Below are 16448 nucleotides of genomic sequence, written 5' to 3'. Positions count from 1 at the left end.
ACTTACGAAATTACCCACCTCGTCATTCGTCCACCACGGGATTGCGCAGCGTGCCGACACCCTGGACGGAGATTTCCACGACGTCGCCGGCGTGCAGCGGCCCGACGCCTTCGGGCGTTCCGGTAGCAATGACATCGCCGGGAACCAGCGTCATGGCGGCGGTAATATGGCGGATTATAACATCGAGCGGGAAGATGAAATCGGCGGTGGTGCCGTGCTGCCGCACCTCGTGGTTGATACGCGTTTCCACCTCGATGCCGGCCCACGGATCCAGGCCGTCCACCACGACCGGCCCGACTGGAGCGAAGGTGTCGAAGCCCTTGGCGCGCGCCCACTGGTTCTCTTTCTTCTGCAGGTCGCGCGCGGTGACGTCGTTGAGGATGGTGTAGCCGAGGATGTAGTCGCGCACGTCCTCGCCCTCGCGCACGTGGTAGCAGGTCTTGCCGATCACCACCGCCAGCTCGCCTTCGTAGGGCACGTTCTGCGAGAGTCGGGGCAGGCGAATCTGCGCGCCGGGATCGTTGAGCGAAGACGGCGGCTTGAAAAAGATTAGCGGCTCGGTGGGAACCTCGTTGCCCAGCTCGGCCGCGTGCGCGCGGTAGTTCCGGCCCACGCAGACGATCTTCGAGGGCAACACCGGCGTCAGCAGACCGGCATCTTGCAGCGGGATGGGATTAATGCGCTTCGACACCGCGTCTTCGTCCGGAATACGCGCTGCGGGCGCGGACTTGAACACGCGCGTGATCAGCTCCCGCCCGGTGGACCCTTCGGTCTCCACCAGCGCGAACTGCGGTTCGTTGTTAATGAGCAGTCGGCAATATTTCATTTGGGAACCTTACAACACATTTTTACCGCAAAGAACGCCAAGGCGCGCAAAGGAATTCAGAAATTGTTGGCACGCTTCCTTCGCAACCTCTGCGGTCAGCTTTTTATGGAACTGACTCAGAAGCTTCGGGTGACTGCTGGCTTTCGTTCCCGCGCAAATCCACCGCAGTCACGGAATAAATGTACTTGTGTCCTGACGCCACCGCGCGGTCGCGGTACGCCGGTGTCTGCACCAGCTCGGAATTGATTTTCACCGGCGGCTGGCCTGCCTCGTGACGATAGAGGTTGTAGCCGGAGAGGTCGGGCTCGGTGTTCGGCGCCCAGGTCAAATCCAAAAACGGCGGCTGTCCCACGCCGCTGGCCACCGCCTGCAACCCGCTCGGCGCCGCCGGCGGGAACACATCGTGCGCGAAGACCTGAACGTCTGCTGACGGCTCGCCCTCAACCTGCACCGCCGTTTCACCACCGCGAACGACCGAGGTGACCACCACCACGCGATACAGATACGTCTTTTCCCACTCGAATCCGATGTCCACGAAGCGGGCGTGCGGGTCGGTGGAAAGCTGTACCTCTCCAACCGCGCTCCACGCCGGTGTCTCCGGTGTCCGGCGGTAGATGCGATGCACGTGCCGCAACTCCGGCGCTTCGTGCTCGTGGAGCACGCCTGTCCAGGTGAGCACAATGCCCTCCGGCCTGACCTGCGCGCGCACATCATTGGGCGGCGCCAGCGTCGGCGCCAGCGGCACCTCCACCTGGTTCGACAACCCGGCGCTGCGCCCGCGTGGGTTGAGCGTCTCCACCGCGTAGGTCGCAAAACCCGTTGGATACTGTTGCTGCAATTGCGGCGGCAAGGTGTCCGTGTACGTCCTCTGCTCCTGCTTGGCGTTCTTCAACGGCGGCGCGTTGGCAGGCGGAAGCTCCGCCACCTGCGGGCACTGCACCATGGCGGTGGTGTTCACGCCGCGGCAAACCCGCACCGGCCCGGGATGCCGGATGTTCTGCTTGTCGGTAGTCTCGCGCAGGACGGTCCAGGCGAGCGTGACCTTGTCTCCCTGCCGCGTGGCCACCAGATCATTGATCGGCTGCGGCAACTCCAGCGACGGCGGACGCGGCGCGCCCGGCGTCCCGCAGGCGGCGAGCAGCGCACACCACAGCAGCGCTGCAATGAGATCAAGCTTGGATTTCATGAAAGCCAATCAGCGTAGCAGAATTTCCGATTTGCCGACTTACTGATTTGCCGATTGGAAAACGAAAAGGCCCAGCAGTCCGCCGGGCCAATCACCCAATCAGCAAATCACAAAATGTACCGCGACAAATCCTGGTCCTTCACGATCTCCGACAGCATCTTGCGCACGTAGTCGGCGTCCACGGTAACCTGTTTTTCCTTCATGTCGGGGGCGTCGAAGCTGATCTGGTCGAGCACGCGCTCCATGATGGTGTGCAGCCGCCGCGCCCCGATGTTTTCCGTTCCCTCGTTCACCCGCGCCGCGAAGTTCGCCACTTCTTCCAGCGATTCCGGGGTGAACTCCAGCTTCAGGCCCTCGGTCTCCAGCAGCGCCGTGTACTGCTTTACCAGCGATGACTTGGGTTCGGTGAGGATCTTGATGAAGTCGGCGATGGTCAGCGATTGCAGTTCGACGCGGATCGGGAACCGGCCCTGCAGTTCCGGAATCAGGTCGCTCGGCTTGGAGACGTGGAACGCGCCCGCAGCAATGAACAGGATGTGGTCGGTGCGCACCATGCCGTAGCGCGTGTTGACCGTGGTGCCTTCCACGATGGGCAGGATGTCGCGCTGCACGCCTTCGCGCGAAACGTCGGGTCCGTGACCGCTTTCGCGGCCGGCGATCTTGTCGATCTCGTCCAGGAAAATGATGCCCGACTGCTCCACCCGCTCCACCGCGATGCGCGTCACCTGGTCCATGTCGATCAGGCGCGACTCTTCTTCCTGCACCAGGTACTCGAAGGCCTCGCTGACCTTCATCTTCCGCTTCTTGGTGCGCTGGCCGAAGATATTGGGCAGCATGTCCTTGATATTGACGTCCATCTCCTCGACACCCTGGTTGGAGACGATTTCGAACGCGGGAAACGACTTTTCGCGCACGTCGAGCTCGACAATGCGGTCGTCGAGCTTGCCTTCGCGCAACTGCTGACGCAGTTTTTCCCGCGTGCGCGTATTCGAGTCTCCGGGATGGACTATCTCAATCGCAGATCCGCCATCCGTCCGCGGTGGCGTGCTGGCGAATCCGACGTTGGCAGGCAGCAGCAGGTCCAGCAGCCGCTCCTCGGCGTTCAGTTCGGCCTTGTCCGCCACGTCCTCCAGCTTCTCTTCGCGCACCATGTCAATGGCGATCTCGACCAGGTCGCGGACCATGGACTCAACGTCGCGCCCGACGTAGCCGACCTCGGTGAACTTCGAGGCCTCGACCTTGAGGAACGGTGAGTTGGCCAGCTTGGCCAGACGGCGCGCGATCTCGGTTTTCCCCACGCCCGTGGGGCCGATCATGATGATGTTCTTGGGAATGACTTCTTCCGCCAGCTCGGGCGACAGTTTCTGGCGGCGCATGCGGTTGCGCAGGGCGATGGCCACAGCGCGCTTGGCCGCCTGCTGGCCCACAACGTGCTTGTCGAGCTCGCCCACGATCTCGCGCGGGGTCAGCTCGTCGAGTCCGATGCTTTCTTCTTCTGCGGTCTGCGGTAAGTAAATAGCCATAAGAGACAGTTTCTAGTTTCTGGTTTCTAGTTTCGAGCGGCCGCCTTCGCTTGCGCTTTGCGCCGATAAAACTTCAGGCCCGACCAGGTTTGGTCAATCGCCCAAACCTTCACGTCCACCCAGCCCAGCGGCAGCCCAGCCCGACGCACCACGTCTTCGGTGAGATCGGTGGCCACCCCGGATGCTTTCTTCGGCCACGAGACCCAAACCATGGCGCCTGTCGTATCGCTAATCCGGGCGAACAGCGCTCCCCTCACAGCTCTTCAAACGTGAACTGCTCGTTCGTATAGATGCACATGCGGGCGGCGATCTTCATCGCTTCCTCGGCGATCATGCGCGCCGGCAGCTCGGTATGCGCCGCCAGGGCCTGGGCCGCCGCTTGCGCATACGGGCCTCCGCTGCCGATGGCGGCAATCCCGGAATCGGGCTCAATCACGTCGCCCGCGCCGCTGATCAGGAACGTCTGCGTGTGGTCGGCCACCAGCAGCAGCGCCTCCAGGTGGCGCAGCGCCTTGTCGGTGCGCCAGTCCTTCGCCAGCTCCACCGCGGCGCGGCCCAGGTTCCCGTGATACTGCTCCAGCTTGGATTCGAAACGGCTGAACAGCGAGAAAGCGTCGGCCGTGGACCCGGCAAAACCGGCTAGGATCTTGTCCTGGTAAAGCCGCCGGATCTTGCGCGCCGTATGCTTGACCACGCCCTCGCCGAGGGTGACCTGGCCATCTCCAGCCATGACCACCTTGCCGTCCTTGCGTACAGCCAGCACAGTGGTAGAGCGGATTTTCGGGAAATGAGCTTCGGCTACTGCACGCGGAGCTTTCATTAGAACTGATTTGATTATAGCAGCCACAGAAGCGGGGTTGCGCGGGCGAACGGTGTACGAAGCTCAGGGCATTAGACGGGAGTGCATGGAATGGCTGCCCAGCTCCCGGCCGCGGGCGGCATGTTCCTCATCCGTCCCGTACCGCTGGTCAATCTTATCGTACTTGCGATCGTCGGCGGATTCCTCCTGGCCTGCTTCCGCCGCCGCCCACTTCAGGCGCCGGCGGCGGTGATATAGCGCCCCGAGCCCAAAGGACTCGCCCGCGTGCCCGATGCCGAACAGCAGAAAGAGAAAGAACATCGTGATTAGCTTGGACTCGTTGTCCAGGTAGCGCCACAGGTCGACGTTCGAGCCGGGCGCCATCCACGTCGCCAGGATGAGATTCAGCATGTACACCATCCCGAGCACCGAGATGGGGCGCACGGCTAGCCCCAGTACCAGTCCTACACCGATAAATAGTTCCGTCAGCCCAATCAGGAACGCCATCCCCGACGGATGACTCTCGAACGCGTTATTGAGGAAAGTGGCATAGAAGCCGACGGCAGCGCCATGGGTCGCATCCCACACGAATTGCGGGAATTCAACCTTGGCGAATTCCCAGGAGGATATCTTGTGCGCGCCGAGGAACAGGAACAGCACGCCCGTTAGGATGCGGACCAATGCCAGCGTCCGGTGTAGCCGCGAGTGCGAATAGGCCATGAACGCTCCCGCTGAGGCTCGGGGGACTTTCCTATTCGGAATCATGCACCCATTGGCCCTCATGCACCAAGGGATATTTGCACCAAAGCGGTTGCAAATTATTGCACTTCGGACCGCATTCGGGAATCGACCGCGGTAATTATGGCCCTCACCGCGTCGTCGGACTGCTGCTACAATCCGCCGTCTGGCGCGCGATTCATTGGCTCGACGAGCCCTTGAAAGGGCAAAACTGCTACCGCGCCGCGCCCGGGAATGGCAGGCCGAGGACTAAACACCAACCAACACCGAGGGAGAAATCATGCGCCAAGTCATCGCCACCGCGAATGCCCCCAAAGCCATCGGCCCCTACTCGCAAGCCATCCGCGCCAATGGAATGATTTTCTGCTCCGGCCAGATCGCGCTCGATCCCGCCACTAACCAACTGATCGAGGGCGATATCGCCGCCCAGACTGAGCGCGTGCTGAAAAACCTCTCCGCCGTGCTCGGGGAAGCGGGCAGCAACCTGGAGCAAGTGGTGAAGACGACGGTTTTCCTGAAATCCATGTACGATTTCGCGGCGATGAATGAGGTTTACGGGAAGTTCTTCAGCCAGCAGCCGCCGGCGCGCTCCACCGTCGAGGCGGCGCGACTGCCCAAGGATGTGCTGGTGGAAATTGATGTGATTGCCGTGCTGTAGAAGTTGGCCGGTTCCGACGGACTAAACAAAACCGGCCACTTCGGCCGGCTGATCGTCCTCAGAATGTTAGCAGCGCCCAGAGCGTGGATCGCTAAAAGCTAAGAGCTTGCTACGCTTTCACAACTTTCCCGCTGCGCAAACACGACGCGCACACCCGCAGTTTCTTGGTCGCGCCCTTCACCTTGGCGCGTACCGGGCGCAGGTTGACGTTCCAGCGCCGCCTGGTGACGTTGTGGGCGTGGCTGATATTGTTGCCGAACTGCGGTCCCTTGCCGCAGACATCACAGACTTGTGCCATGACTGCTCAGAATCCTTCCATTCCCAGTGGGGCAAAACATAGATTTTACAGGAGCTGCCGCGACCTGACAACCGCTGAGGCATCTAATGATCCAGGTGTACAATTCGTTCGAGCGACTCCATGGCGACTGCACCCAAACGACCGCCGAAATTGACTGCCAAGCAAGCGGCGCGGAAGATCACCGACCTCGTGTTTGAACATCTCGAGCAGTTCTCCGAGGAAGAACAGAACCGCCGGATCGACTCGTTCTGCGAGCGCGTGGACAAGCTCACCGCCTCGCACGCCAAGCCTGCAAAATCGCAGCGAAGTTCAGCGAAGTCTCGATAATTCCAAATTCATTTTTCAACACTGAAACGAACTCCCGCTCGTTGTCGAGTTCGAGTAGCGCCTTCATCCGGCGTAAGACGTCGCGATCTCTCTGGGCTGCGACCGACGCGTGCCGCGCACCGCGGCTGCGCTCAGATCGCATGACTTCCCGAAGTTCTTTTTCCTTGGATCCTTCGTCTTTCATTGCGGGGCCGACTATACGCGCCTGCGCGAATTGGGGTCAAAAAAAGGGAGAATTAAGAAACTGAAGGCGATTCCATTAGCCGGCGGCGCGGCGCGGTACAGTGGCCTTGCTGCAACTCACGGCTGTGGCCGCGCCGTCTGCAGCGGGCCGTCGATCGGTCCCCATCGGCGCGCCGATAGCGCACCAGCTTGCCCGCGCGAAAGTAGCACGGCCTTGCCCCTGGCTTCTCCACAGACGCGCGCCTGCGCGAAATGGCGTCAAATGTAATTTACCGACTATGCGATACTAACTCCATGCCTGTCGTTACGCAGCCCGCCCCCAAGTCGGTCAAAGTCCACCTGAAGGACGGCACCGGTATGGACATCGAGTGGATGGACGGGCACAAGAGCTCCTACTCGTTCCAATATCTGCGCGACGCCTGTCCTTGCGCCCTCTGCAACGAGCTGCGCGTTAAGGAAAATCGCGAACCCGGCGAGCGTCCCAAGCCCGCGCCCGGCGCCCTGCCCATGTTCACGCCGCCTCCGAAGCCCACCGTGGCCGAAGGCGTCGGCAAGTACGCTATCCGCTTCACCTGGAGCGACGGCCACGAGCACGGCATCTTTTCCTGGGATTTCCTGCGCGAGTTCTGCCCCTGCCGCGAGTGCTCCAGCCTGCGACGCGAGATGAAACCGCCGGGTGCGGGTGTAACCCGCACCGTGCCGCACTGAGTGCTAAATGGAAGTCGCATCCCAAACGTCCGACTCCGCAAAGCAATTCGCAAGCGCAGCGGGACGGTGTGAAGCTCTCAGATATCGAACGCCGCATGTTTCTGTTCTCGGAAACATCCGGCGAAGCTGACTTGGAAGCAAACGAGAAATTCGACTCTGAGTACGATTCGGAGGGGTACGAGAAGAAAATCGCGTCTCTCTTGAAAAAAGCGTACCGGAACGCCTGCAAGAGTGCTCCTGAAAAGGCTGCTTGGGAGGATGCGCTTTCTGCTCTGCAGAAAGAGGATTTCTACGGACTTGTTATGGTCGATGCTGCTGGAATACCGCGCCCACTGGCCATTCCGCAGCTTTTCGACAAACGATTAATCGTCTTTCTGTTGACTGTCGCAGCGGTCATCGGGATAGCAGTTTTGCTCATCTTTGATCCCTTCCACTCCAATTGGATCCGTCCTGGTTGGCCACGTCTTGCTTTGATCCCGATCTTTCTCGGGATGCTTTGGTGGCTTGGCGAATTGCACAAGCGGCTTACGATTGGGGGCCCTCCCTCGCGGTAAACTGGTGACAGTGACGTTCCTGGACGAGCTCAATCCCCAGCAGCGCGAAGCGGTCGAAACCGCCGACGGGCCCATCCTCATCCTCGCCGGCGCCGGCTCGGGCAAGACCCGCGTCATCACCTACCGCATCGCGCACGTGATCGAGCACCTGGGAGTGCAGCCCGAGGCCATCCTGGCGGTCACCTTCACCAACAAAGCCGCTTCCGAAATGGCGGAGCGCGTCGAGCACCTGCTCGGCGGCCGCAGCTTCGCCAAGCCCTGGATTTCCACCTTCCACTCCATGTGCGTGCGCATGTTGCGCCGCGACATCGAGGTCCTGCGCGTCAACAACGTTGGCTACCGCAAGGATTTCGCTATCTACGACGAAGCCGACCAGCAAGCGCTGGTCAAGCAGGCCATCCGGCGTCTCGGCCTCGACGACAAGCAACTCACGCCGCGTTCCGTGCTGGCGCGCATTTCCTGGGCCAAGAACCACATGCTCGATCCGCAGGAAACTTTCCTGCAATCCTCCGACCTGAAATCCGAGCAAGTCGCGCATGTCTACCAGATCTACCGCCAGGAGCTGCGCAAGGCCAACGCCATGGATTTCGACGACCTGCTGCTGGAGACCGTGCGCCTGCTGAAGGTCGCCGAACCGGTGCGCCATTACTGGAACCGCCGCTTTCAGTACATCCTGATTGACGAGTACCAGGACACCAACCGCCCGCAGTACGAGCTCATGCGGCTGCTGGCCGGCGAGCGCCACAACGTTTGCGCCGTTGGCGACGAGGACCAGTCCATCTACTCCTGGCGCGGCGCCGACATCCGCAACATCCTCGAGTTCGAAAAAGATTTTCCCGATGCCAAAATCATCCGCCTGGAGCAGAACTACCGCTCCACCCAAAACATCCTGAGCGCCGCCTCCGCCGTGGTCGCCAACAACGTCAAGCGCAAGGGCAAGAACCTGTGGACCTCGCGCCAGGGCGGCAATCGCATCGGCTGTTACGAGGCGCCCGACGGCGAGAACGAAGCGCTCTTCGCCGCCGACTTGTTCTCCAAGTACCTGCGGCAAGCGGCGCAGGACGGCATGGATGAAGCCCGCGCCCGCGCCGCCGTGCTCTACCGCACCAACGCGCAGTCGCGCCTGTTTGAAGAGGCGATGCGCCGCTACCAGTTGCCCTACCACGTGGTCGGGGGCTTCTCGTTCTACGAGCGCGCCGAGATCAAGGACATGATCTCGTATCTCAAGGTGGTGCAGAATGCCGACGACACCATCGCGCTTATGCGCGTCATCAATACGCCCGCGCGCGGTATCGGACGAACTACGCTGGACACGCTGGAGCGCATTGCGCTCGAAACCGGCACCTCGCTCTGGGGCGCGATTGAGAGCGTGGTCAATGGTTGCTTGGTCCCGCCGCGCGCCGTCGCCTCGCTAAAGAATTTCCGCGACATCGTCGAAGGCGGACGCGCTGTGCTCTCCGGCAATTATGCCGAGTGGCTCGGCGACTCGGTTGACGAGAGCCCCAGCGAGCTCGAAGACCGCACTGCGCCCGAAGCCGCACCGCAGGTGACAGAGGATGACTCCTTTGACTTCGGCGCGAATCTGGATGTTGCCGCGTCCGCTTCCGGCAATTCGGACTCCAACTCGCCTTCGCCTGACGAAGCCGCAGACTCTGCTGCTGCTGGCGCCCTCCTCAGCGGAGAGCCGCGCGCCGCCACCACCGCCGAACTGCTCAAGTACCTGCTCGACCGCACCGGCTACATCAAGCAGCTCGAGGAGGAGGACACACCCGAATCGCTGGCCCGCGTCGAGAACCTGCGCGAGCTGGTCAACGCCGCCATGGATTCGCGTGACCGCGGCGAGTCGCTCCAGGAATTCCTCGATCACGCCGCGCTGGTCAGCGACCAGGACCAGTACGATGCCGCGGCAAAGATCACGCTTATGACCCTGCACTCCGCCAAGGGGCTGGAGTTTCCGCTCGTCTTCCTCGCCGGCATGGAAGAGGGCCTGTTTCCGCACTCGCGGACGTTCCTTAATCCCGACGACATCGAGGAAGAGCGCCGCCTGTGCTACGTCGGCATGACGCGCGCCATGGATCAGCTCATCCTCAGCCGCGCTCGTTATCGCCGCCGCTACGGCACCGATATGCCGGAGGCCTCCATTCCCTCGCGCTTCCTGGAGGAGATTCCGGAGCAATTGCTGGACGACCTGGGCGCGCCGCGCCGTTCGGCTTGGAGCGAAACCAATGGTGTGGCACACGCGCCCTCGCGTGTGGGTTCTGACGACGCCTCTTCGCACTACGACTACGAGAGCGAAGACCAGCGTCCCAGATACGGCCGGCAGAAGCGGGCGTCGTATGCGTCGTCGCACCCAACCTACAACTCAATTGACAACATCGCCGAGTTCTTCGCCTCGCGCGGCAAGAAATTCGCTCGACCGAAGGTCGAGGCTGCCGCACCGACCGGGAGAACCGGATTCCGTCCCGGCCAGCGCGTCAAGCACCCGAAATACGGCGAGGGCACGGTGTACAAGCGCGAGGGCGAAGGAGACGACGCCAAGCTTACGGTACAATTCCCAAGATTCGGATTGAAGAAGCTGGTCGAGAAGTATGCGCAACTGGAGCGCGTGTGAAACAAGCTACCGGCTGCCAGTTATCGGCTCGCAGCCGTCATTATGAGCTGTCAGCTTTCAGCTATGCAGCGTGGCTGTTTCGCGGTTGTGGACCGGCTTCGAGCAAGCGAAGCGCGCGGCAGAACGTAGCCCACGGCGTAAGCCGTGGGTCGCAGGGAACAAGAGATCAAGCCCGCTTCAGCGGGCGACAGAACTAATCCAATCTAGCGAGAACTCATGGCAAATACGCAAGCACTGTCCAAGGAAGAACGCAAGAAAATCAAGCGCACGGCCCGTAAGAAGGCCTCGATCGAGAAACCGAAGAAGAAACGCGATTACGCCCGCGGCTCCAAGAAGCGCAAAGTAAAAAAGATGGTGCGCGGCCAGAGCAAACGTTAATCGGGGAATTGTTGAAGCAGGTAATCGGGTAATTGTGCTTGATTCCAATTACCCGATTCCGCGGTTCCGCAATTCCGCAATTCTCAATCACGGCGGAAATCCTTTTGCTCAAAACACCTGCCACGACAGAGACGAGCGCACACCCGCGCTCCCAGCTTCTCGCCCGTAAGTCCATTGACAAGCTGATCTCCGACTCCGAGCGGCCCGAACACCGGCTCAAGAAAACGCTGGGCCCGTGGAGCCTGACCGCGCTCGGCATCGGCGCCATCATCGGCAGCGGCATCTTCGTGCTCACCGGAACAGCCGCCGCGGGCGAACACTTCGAGGTTCCCTCCATCCTGCACGCGCAGGTGCTCGACCTGATCGCCAACTGGCTGCGCCACGCGTCGAGTGCGGGCGCGCTCATGCACGGACGTCCTCCGGCGGGACCGGCGATCGCGATCTCGTTCATCCTGGTCGCCGTCGCGTGCAGCTTCGCCGGGCTGTGCTACGCCGAGTTGGCTTCGATGATCCCCATCGCCGGCAGCGCCTACACCTACTCCTACGCCACGCTCGGCGAAATCTTCGCCTGGATCATCGGCTGGGACCTGATTCTGGAATACGCGGTCAGCAACGTCGCGGTCGCCGTCGGATTCAGCGGATATCTGAAAGCCCAGCTCGCCGCCTTTGGCATTGTCTTGCCGGATCACTGGTCGAGCGCCGTCTGGGCCTCGGGCAAATGGACCGGCGCGTACTTCAACCTGCCCGCATTCCTCGTCGTGTTTGTCCTGACCATCCTGCTGGTGCGCGGCGTGCGTGAGTCGGCCGAGACCAATAACATCATGGTTGCCGTCAAGCTCACGGCCATCGTGATCTTCCTCATCGTCGGCGGCATGCTGGTGCGTCCGGCGAACTGGCATCCGTTCATGCCCTCGGGTTTTGCCGGTGTGGTCACCGGCGGCGCCATCATTTTCTTCACCTATATCGGCTTCGACTCGGTTTCCACCGCCGCCGAAGAATCCAAGGAGCCGCAGAAGGACATCCCCTTCGGCATCATCGCCTCGCTCATCGTCTGCACCATCCTTTACGTCGGCGTGGCGCTGGTGCTGCTGGGCATGATGAAATACACAACTTTCACCGAGGGCGCGGCCGCCGAAGCGCCGGTCGCGTACGCGCTCAAGCACCTCGGCGCCAGCCGTGTGTGGCAGTCGGTGATCATCATTGGCGCGCTGACGGGAATGCTGTCGTCGCTGCTCGTCTTCCAGTACGGCCAGACGCGCATCTGGTTTGCCATGTCGCGCGACGGCCTGCTGCCGCGCATCTTTTCCGTCGTGCACAAGAAGTTCAAGACGCCGCACTGGTCCACCTGGATCGCGGGTTTCGCAGTCGGCATTCCCGCTGGAGTGGTGGACATCGGCGATGCCGCCGATCTCTCCAATATCGGAACCTTGTTTGCCTTCGTGCTCGTCTCTCTGGGCGTGATCTTCCTGCGGCGCACGCAGCCGGATCGTCCGCGCGGCTTCCGCGTCCCGCTGGTGCCGCTGTTCCCGCTGATTTCCGTGGTGCTTTGCGGCGGCCTGATGACGGGACTGACGGTCATCACCTGGATCCGTTTCTTCGTCTGGCTGGCAATTGGCTTATGCATCTATTTCCTGTGGAGCCGGCGGCACTCAGAATTCGCTCGGCACTGAGCAACGAACGATGAACCCAGAGACACAGAGGCACAGAGATATATTGATCATCGTTTTTCTCTCAGTGTCTCTGTGTCGGGTTTTTGCGTGATCGGAGCGAGGGAACCGTCGACCTACATCCGCTCTCTTCCCAAGGCCGAACTCCATCTCCACCTGGAAGGCTCCATCGGCCCGGATGAGCTGGCCGAGCTGATCGTCCGTCACGGCGGCGGGCCGGTGGATCGCACGCGCCTGGCGCAGCTCTACAAACACCGGGATTTCACTGCCTTTCTGGAGGCGTTCAAGCGCATCACGCAATGGCTGCGCACGCCCGACGATTACGAGCTGATCACCTATCGCCTGATGCAGAAGCTCAAGGCGGAAAACGTGCTTCACGCCGAGGTCTACGTTTCGGTCGGCGTGATCCTGTTCCGCAATCGCGACTTCGACGCCATCTTCGAGGGCCTGGAGCGCGGGCGACAGCGCGGCGAGCGCGATTTCGGCGTCTCGCTGCTGTGGATCTTCGACGCGGTGCGCCACTTCGGCGTCGAGGCGGCGGAGCACGTCTTCAACAAGGCCATTGAGCTTCGCGAGCGCAACGTGGTCGGCATTGGCATCGGCGGCGACGAGCGTCTGGCCGCGCCCGCACTCTTCCGCAAGCTGTACGCACGCGCCAAAGGCAACGGCCTGCGCCTCACCGCGCACGCCGGCGAATCCAGCGGGCCGCAATCCATTCTCGGCGCGCTGGACGCCTTGAGGGCCGAGCGCATCGGGCATGGGCTCACCGCGTGCCAGGACAGCGAGTTGATGGCGCGGCTGGCGAAGACGCAAGTGCCGATCGAGGTCTGCCTTACCAGCAACCTGCGTACTGGATGTTGCGCGGCAATTGAGCAGCATCCGCTGAGGACTTATTACGACCGCGGAATCGTGGTCACGCTCAACACCGACGATCCCGCAATGTTCGAAACTTCACTCTGCCGCGAGTACCAGCTGGCGCAGGAAACGTTCGGCTTCAGCGATGAGCAACTGCGCGAATTGGCGAAGAATTCATTTCGGGCATCGTTTTTGCCGGAAGAGCGCAAGCGAGAATTTCTGCTGAATTTCTAATCAGTACTACTTAGTCACCCATAGGGCTGTTAACCCACCCCCCTCCCCACTCCTATCGTGTGGAATCAATGAGTTACGCACGGTATACCGTGGATTCGGCACGGTTACTGTGGGGCTGGTCTGTAGAATCAACAAGATACGTTCGGGTTTTCTGGAAAACCGAAGATATACTGTTGTCACACCTCACGACCACAAGTAATAGTGGCAAGACACCGCGGGCCGCAGGATTGAAGCCTGCGGCCCGAATGCCAGCCGAGTTTTCAGCTAGTTCCATTATATCTCGGGAGGTCAAGCGATTTGGTCATAGGTCAGTGTGACAAGGCGGCATGATGACTGGCAGTCATAAATCAAGGCTTGACGATTCGCTATCCCACCTTTCGAAGCGAAAGGTCGGGCACCCACGCTGGGGTAGGGTTGAGCTGCCTAAAGGGTGTGCCACCCGCCGGCTTGCGTCGTACCGGCTGCTTCCGCTCCGGAGGAACTGCGCTGGCCAGCGCTTGCCGCACCATCCGCCGGTGCACCCCCAACTTCTGCGCGGTGCCTTGGATCGTGCCAACGCCGTGGGTGTACTCCCGTCTGATCTCTTCAAACAGCTCCACCTTGCGTCTCCTGTCCATCGGCCTCCCCGTTCCGGCTGGTTGGAACAGAGTAGGTCGATTCGGTTTACAGGGTGGGCCAAATCAGATGCGCAAAGTGGGCCAAGTCAGAGTACCGAAATCAGAAATCCGCTACTCCCACCTTTCGAAAACCGCGAAAGGTGGGCCACCCACGAGTTTGGTTCTACTTGAAAGGTGTGCCACCCGCCTATCGAGCGCGTCGGTCTTGATTCAGTTAGGCTTAAGCTTTGTCCCGCTACTCTCCAAGAGCCGAACTTCCGGTGGGCCGTAGGCTGCCACGTCAATGAGATGGTTCTGGCAGATCAGCTTGTACTGCAAGATCGGCTCGAAGTGGCCTCCCGTGTCACGGGCAAGAAGGTCGAGAAAATGCGATTTGGTGTACTCCCGAAACAGCTTGCCGGTGTAAACCTCGTCCTCGTAGTTCCCGCCAGAACCCACGCTCTCTTCGGTAACAAGATAGGCGACGTAGCGGCTCCACTGGAGTTCGAATCTCCGACAGCCCTCGACTGCCTTGACCGGCGAAGCACCTTTCATGATTTCAGCGAACGGACTGGCTGAGTCTGTCGTTGATATGGTCTGCGTGTGATCCGCAATCGCCTCTTCAACAACAAGGCGTAGTGAGTTCTCCTCGGGTTCAGAGATGTCGCGCAAGAAGAGATACTTCGCTTCATTCAAGAGCGAAACGATTTCGTCCTCGCCCAGCTTCACAGTTTCTCCTCTTTGAGTGGCACACATTGCTTAGTACCTGATTTTCGTGACGGTACGCCCTGCGGCGTTCTGGATTGCTATGGTTGTTGCCCCGGAGCCTCCTGTGGGGGCTGGCCCACCCTTTCGCGCGCGACTACTCTTGAGGTTGCCCCACCCTTGTCGCTCCCGGGTTTGGAGCGACAGGGTGGGGTAGTTCCTGACGGCGCACCATCGGTAAGGCATTACCCGAGCGTTCTCGCTTCCGCGCCGTCCACTGTGACTCGATTACCACTGTCCCTCCGTACCCGGCGGCGATATGAAGAAAACTGCTCCATTTCCAGTCATCAGGTCGTTTTACCAGGCCGCGCTTGACCGGGTTCATGTGTGTGTACTGCAGTTTCTCAACGCGTTTCTTCTCGCCAGGAGTGGGAAAGTCATAGTAGCGGGTTTGCCAGAACTGACGCTCACCGGGCCGGCGCAGCTTGCGCGATACGATCTGCTTCAACATCTGGATCGCAACCGAAAGCTGCTTGCGCTCCGGCTCGCTGACCAGCAGATGTAGGTGTTCGGGCATGACGACATAGGCGCTCACGTAAAAGCCGTACCAGCGCCGCACCCGCTCCAGTTCTGCCTCGAAGATGTCCCGCGCCCGAGGCGTCGCCAGCAGGGGTTCGCCATGGTAACAACTGAAGGTGATAAAGTGCAGGCAGCGTGACTGTTGGTAACGCTTCAGTCCCCAAGGCATACCATAAGCATAATCCTTTAACATGATAGGAGCCTGTGATGCGAACGGAAAATCCCCACCCTGTCTCGCTATTGCTCCGTTTCGGGGCAGGGCGCTGTCAGGCGAGACAAGGGTGGGGCAACCTCGGGATTTTTCTTGACTGAAAGAGTGGGCCAGCCCCCCCAACACCGGGCAAATGTGGGCCACCCGTCGCCAGCCACATTTCAAAACTCGACAGCTTCCTCGATCACTGCTTGGAGCCTGCGAAACTCTTCTCTGATGTCCCACAGCCGATCTCGGAGCGTATCTGGATCAGCATCAGGGTTGCTAAGCAGACTTGGGAGATACTGCTCATAGAACAACGCGCCGGAACGATGCACCTCTTTCATTGCATAGGCAACATCCTGGGCCACTTCATCCGAAAGTAAATTCTTATCTCTAACCAATCGATAAAATCTCTCGGTCAGACCTTCTATTCGCTGTTGCCCATTCGGTACATCCTGATCGTCAGCCATATTCAGTCCTTCGGAATGTCCGTCAAAAATTCCTTGACAGTTTGTAGTTGCCGTTCCTGTTTTGCGAGCTGCTTCACGATTGCACTCTTGTATTGCAGATTCGGATCGGCCAGCTTCGCTTTGTGCTCTGTAACAGGCTTCTGTAGGCTCTTCTCGGTTTTATGGACGCTACTGAGACCATCCTTCGACAGTTGCCTCTCTAGTTGTTGCGCAAATTTCTGGGAGAGTGTCCCGCTTTTAGTTGGAGGTTGAAGAGCGGCGCTCGGGATCATGTTACGCGACCTCCTGCTTAGTCGCAGCTTTTTCTGTTTCTCCTCTTCCTAGGATTGCTCTCAGTTGCCAGATGTCCTTCCAGCCCAT

The 16448-nt window shown here is 60.4% G+C and carries 18 protein-coding genes and 2 pseudogenes; 8 read left to right on the top strand and 12 right to left on the bottom strand.

Going from position 1 to position 16448, the window contains the following annotated elements:
* Positions 1-22: 22 nt before the first annotated feature.
* The 6 genes and pseudogenes from LAN64_07410 to LAN64_07385 form a co-directional block, all read right to left on the bottom strand.
* Positions 23-826, bottom strand: coding sequence for a fumarylacetoacetate hydrolase family protein (locus LAN64_07410; protein MBZ5567663.1), 804 nt, complete (start codon positions 824-826; stop codon positions 23-25).
* A gap of 103 nt (positions 827-929) precedes the next feature.
* The gene (locus LAN64_07405; protein MBZ5567662.1) at positions 930-2012 is read right to left on the bottom strand and encodes a hypothetical protein; all 1083 of its coding nucleotides are present in this window, start codon (positions 2010-2012) and stop codon (positions 930-932) included.
* 107 nt (positions 2013-2119) lie between these two features.
* Complete coding sequence (gene hslU / locus LAN64_07400; GenBank protein ID MBZ5567661.1) at positions 2120-3535, bottom strand: ATP-dependent protease ATPase subunit HslU; 1416 nt, start codon at positions 3533-3535, stop codon at positions 2120-2122.
* A gap of 26 nt (positions 3536-3561) precedes the next feature.
* Positions 3562-3747 (bottom strand): annotated as a pseudogene (locus tag LAN64_07395) (DUF3052 domain-containing protein).
* 41 nt (positions 3748-3788) lie between these two features.
* Entirely contained in the window at positions 3789-4355 is a 567-nt protein-coding gene (hslV, locus tag LAN64_07390; GenBank protein ID MBZ5567660.1) for an ATP-dependent protease subunit HslV, read from the bottom strand.
* A 63-nt stretch (positions 4356-4418) separates the two neighbouring features.
* Positions 4419-5054: a DoxX family protein gene (locus tag LAN64_07385; protein ID MBZ5567659.1), complete on the bottom strand. Its 636-nt coding sequence runs from the start codon at positions 5052-5054 to the stop codon at positions 4419-4421.
* A 298-nt stretch (positions 5055-5352) separates the two neighbouring features.
* On the opposite strand from LAN64_07385, the gene LAN64_07380 reads away from it, so the two are divergent.
* Entirely contained in the window at positions 5353-5730 is a 378-nt protein-coding gene (locus tag LAN64_07380) for a RidA family protein (GenBank protein ID MBZ5567658.1), read from the top strand.
* 109 nt (positions 5731-5839) lie between these two features.
* Here the strand turns inward: LAN64_07380 and rpmB are convergent, their stop codons facing one another.
* On the bottom strand, positions 5840-6028 hold the full coding sequence (rpmB, locus tag LAN64_07375) for a 50S ribosomal protein L28 (GenBank protein MBZ5567657.1): 189 nt from the start codon (positions 6026-6028) through the stop codon (positions 5840-5842).
* 120 nt (positions 6029-6148) lie between these two features.
* On the opposite strand from rpmB, the gene LAN64_07370 reads away from it, so the two are divergent.
* The 7 genes from LAN64_07370 to add all read left to right on the top strand — a co-directional run bounded on the left by LAN64_07370 (position 6149) and on the right by add (position 13545).
* A complete protein-coding gene (locus LAN64_07370; GenBank protein ID MBZ5567656.1) occupies positions 6149-6355 on the top strand; it encodes a hypothetical protein in 207 nt (68 codons plus the stop codon).
* Positions 6356-6790: 435 nt separating this feature from the next.
* Positions 6791-7246, top strand: a complete 456-nt coding sequence (locus tag LAN64_07365; GenBank protein MBZ5567655.1) for a DUF971 domain-containing protein — start codon at positions 6791-6793, stop codon at positions 7244-7246.
* Positions 7247-7314: 68 nt separating this feature from the next.
* Complete coding sequence (locus LAN64_07360; GenBank protein ID MBZ5567654.1) at positions 7315-7800, top strand: hypothetical protein; 486 nt, start codon at positions 7315-7317, stop codon at positions 7798-7800.
* 10 nt (positions 7801-7810) lie between these two features.
* Positions 7811-10411, top strand: a complete 2601-nt coding sequence (locus LAN64_07355; GenBank protein ID MBZ5567653.1) for a UvrD-helicase domain-containing protein — start codon at positions 7811-7813, stop codon at positions 10409-10411.
* 216 nt (positions 10412-10627) lie between these two features.
* Positions 10628-10789 carry a hypothetical protein gene (locus LAN64_07350; GenBank protein ID MBZ5567652.1) on the top strand — a complete coding sequence of 54 codons (162 nt, stop codon included), beginning with the start codon at positions 10628-10630 and terminating at the stop codon, positions 10787-10789.
* Between the two features lie 104 nt (positions 10790-10893).
* Positions 10894-12459, top strand: a complete 1566-nt coding sequence (locus tag LAN64_07345; GenBank protein MBZ5567651.1) for an amino acid permease — start codon at positions 10894-10896, stop codon at positions 12457-12459.
* 87 nt (positions 12460-12546) lie between these two features.
* Complete coding sequence (add, locus tag LAN64_07340) at positions 12547-13545, top strand: adenosine deaminase (GenBank protein MBZ5567650.1); 999 nt, start codon at positions 12547-12549, stop codon at positions 13543-13545.
* A gap of 365 nt (positions 13546-13910) precedes the next feature.
* Here the strand turns inward: add and LAN64_07335 are convergent, their stop codons facing one another.
* The 5 genes and pseudogenes from LAN64_07335 to LAN64_07315 form a co-directional block, all read right to left on the bottom strand.
* Positions 13911-14162, bottom strand: coding sequence for a hypothetical protein (locus LAN64_07335; protein MBZ5567649.1), 252 nt, complete (start codon positions 14160-14162; stop codon positions 13911-13913).
* 210 nt (positions 14163-14372) lie between these two features.
* Complete coding sequence (locus LAN64_07330) at positions 14373-14870, bottom strand: hypothetical protein (GenBank protein ID MBZ5567648.1); 498 nt, start codon at positions 14868-14870, stop codon at positions 14373-14375.
* A 229-nt stretch (positions 14871-15099) separates the two neighbouring features.
* Positions 15100-15594 (bottom strand): annotated as a pseudogene (locus LAN64_07325) (transposase).
* A gap of 203 nt (positions 15595-15797) precedes the next feature.
* On the bottom strand, positions 15798-16088 hold the full coding sequence (locus tag LAN64_07320) for a hypothetical protein (protein ID MBZ5567647.1): 291 nt from the start codon (positions 16086-16088) through the stop codon (positions 15798-15800).
* Positions 16089-16090: 2 nt separating this feature from the next.
* Positions 16091-16360 (bottom strand): hypothetical protein, encoded by a 270-nt coding sequence (locus LAN64_07315; protein ID MBZ5567646.1) that lies wholly within the window; start codon positions 16358-16360, stop codon positions 16091-16093.
* Positions 16361-16448: the final 88 nt, after the last annotated feature.

This window comes from Terriglobia bacterium (genome assembly GCA_020073185.1).
Taxonomy (GTDB): domain Bacteria; phylum Acidobacteriota; class Terriglobia; order Terriglobales; family Acidobacteriaceae; genus JAIQGF01.
The sequence above is the reverse complement of the archived record's forward strand: the minus strand, read 5'-3'. Positions and strand labels throughout refer to the sequence as shown.

Bases quoted from the DNA above. Each gene is read 5' to 3' on its own strand.
- LAN64_07410 (MBZ5567663.1), bottom strand. From the start codon at position 826: ATGAAATATTGCCGACTGCTCATTAACAACGAACCGCAGTTCGCGCTG.
- LAN64_07405 (MBZ5567662.1), bottom strand. From the start codon at position 2,012: ATGAAATCCAAGCTTGATCTCATTGCAGCGCTGCTGTGGTGTGCGCTG.
- hslU (MBZ5567661.1), bottom strand. From the start codon at position 3,535: ATGGCTATTTACTTACCGCAGACCGCAGAAGAAGAAAGCATCGGACTC.
- hslV (MBZ5567660.1), bottom strand. From the start codon at position 4,355: ATGAAAGCTCCGCGTGCAGTAGCCGAAGCTCATTTCCCGAAAATCCGC.
- LAN64_07385 (MBZ5567659.1), bottom strand. From the start codon at position 5,054: ATGGCCTATTCGCACTCGCGGCTACACCGGACGCTGGCATTGGTCCGC.
- LAN64_07380 (MBZ5567658.1), top strand. From the start codon at position 5,353: ATGCGCCAAGTCATCGCCACCGCGAATGCCCCCAAAGCCATCGGCCCC.
- rpmB (MBZ5567657.1), bottom strand. From the start codon at position 6,028: ATGGCACAAGTCTGTGATGTCTGCGGCAAGGGACCGCAGTTCGGCAAC.
- LAN64_07370 (MBZ5567656.1), top strand. From the start codon at position 6,149: ATGGCGACTGCACCCAAACGACCGCCGAAATTGACTGCCAAGCAAGCG.
- LAN64_07365 (MBZ5567655.1), top strand. From the start codon at position 6,791: ATGGCGTCAAATGTAATTTACCGACTATGCGATACTAACTCCATGCCT.
- LAN64_07350 (MBZ5567652.1), top strand. From the start codon at position 10,628: ATGGCAAATACGCAAGCACTGTCCAAGGAAGAACGCAAGAAAATCAAG.
- LAN64_07335 (MBZ5567649.1), bottom strand. From the start codon at position 14,162: ATGGACAGGAGACGCAAGGTGGAGCTGTTTGAAGAGATCAGACGGGAG.
- LAN64_07320 (MBZ5567647.1), bottom strand. From the start codon at position 16,088: ATGGCTGACGATCAGGATGTACCGAATGGGCAACAGCGAATAGAAGGT.
- LAN64_07315 (MBZ5567646.1), bottom strand. From the start codon at position 16,360: ATGATCCCGAGCGCCGCTCTTCAACCTCCAACTAAAAGCGGGACACTC.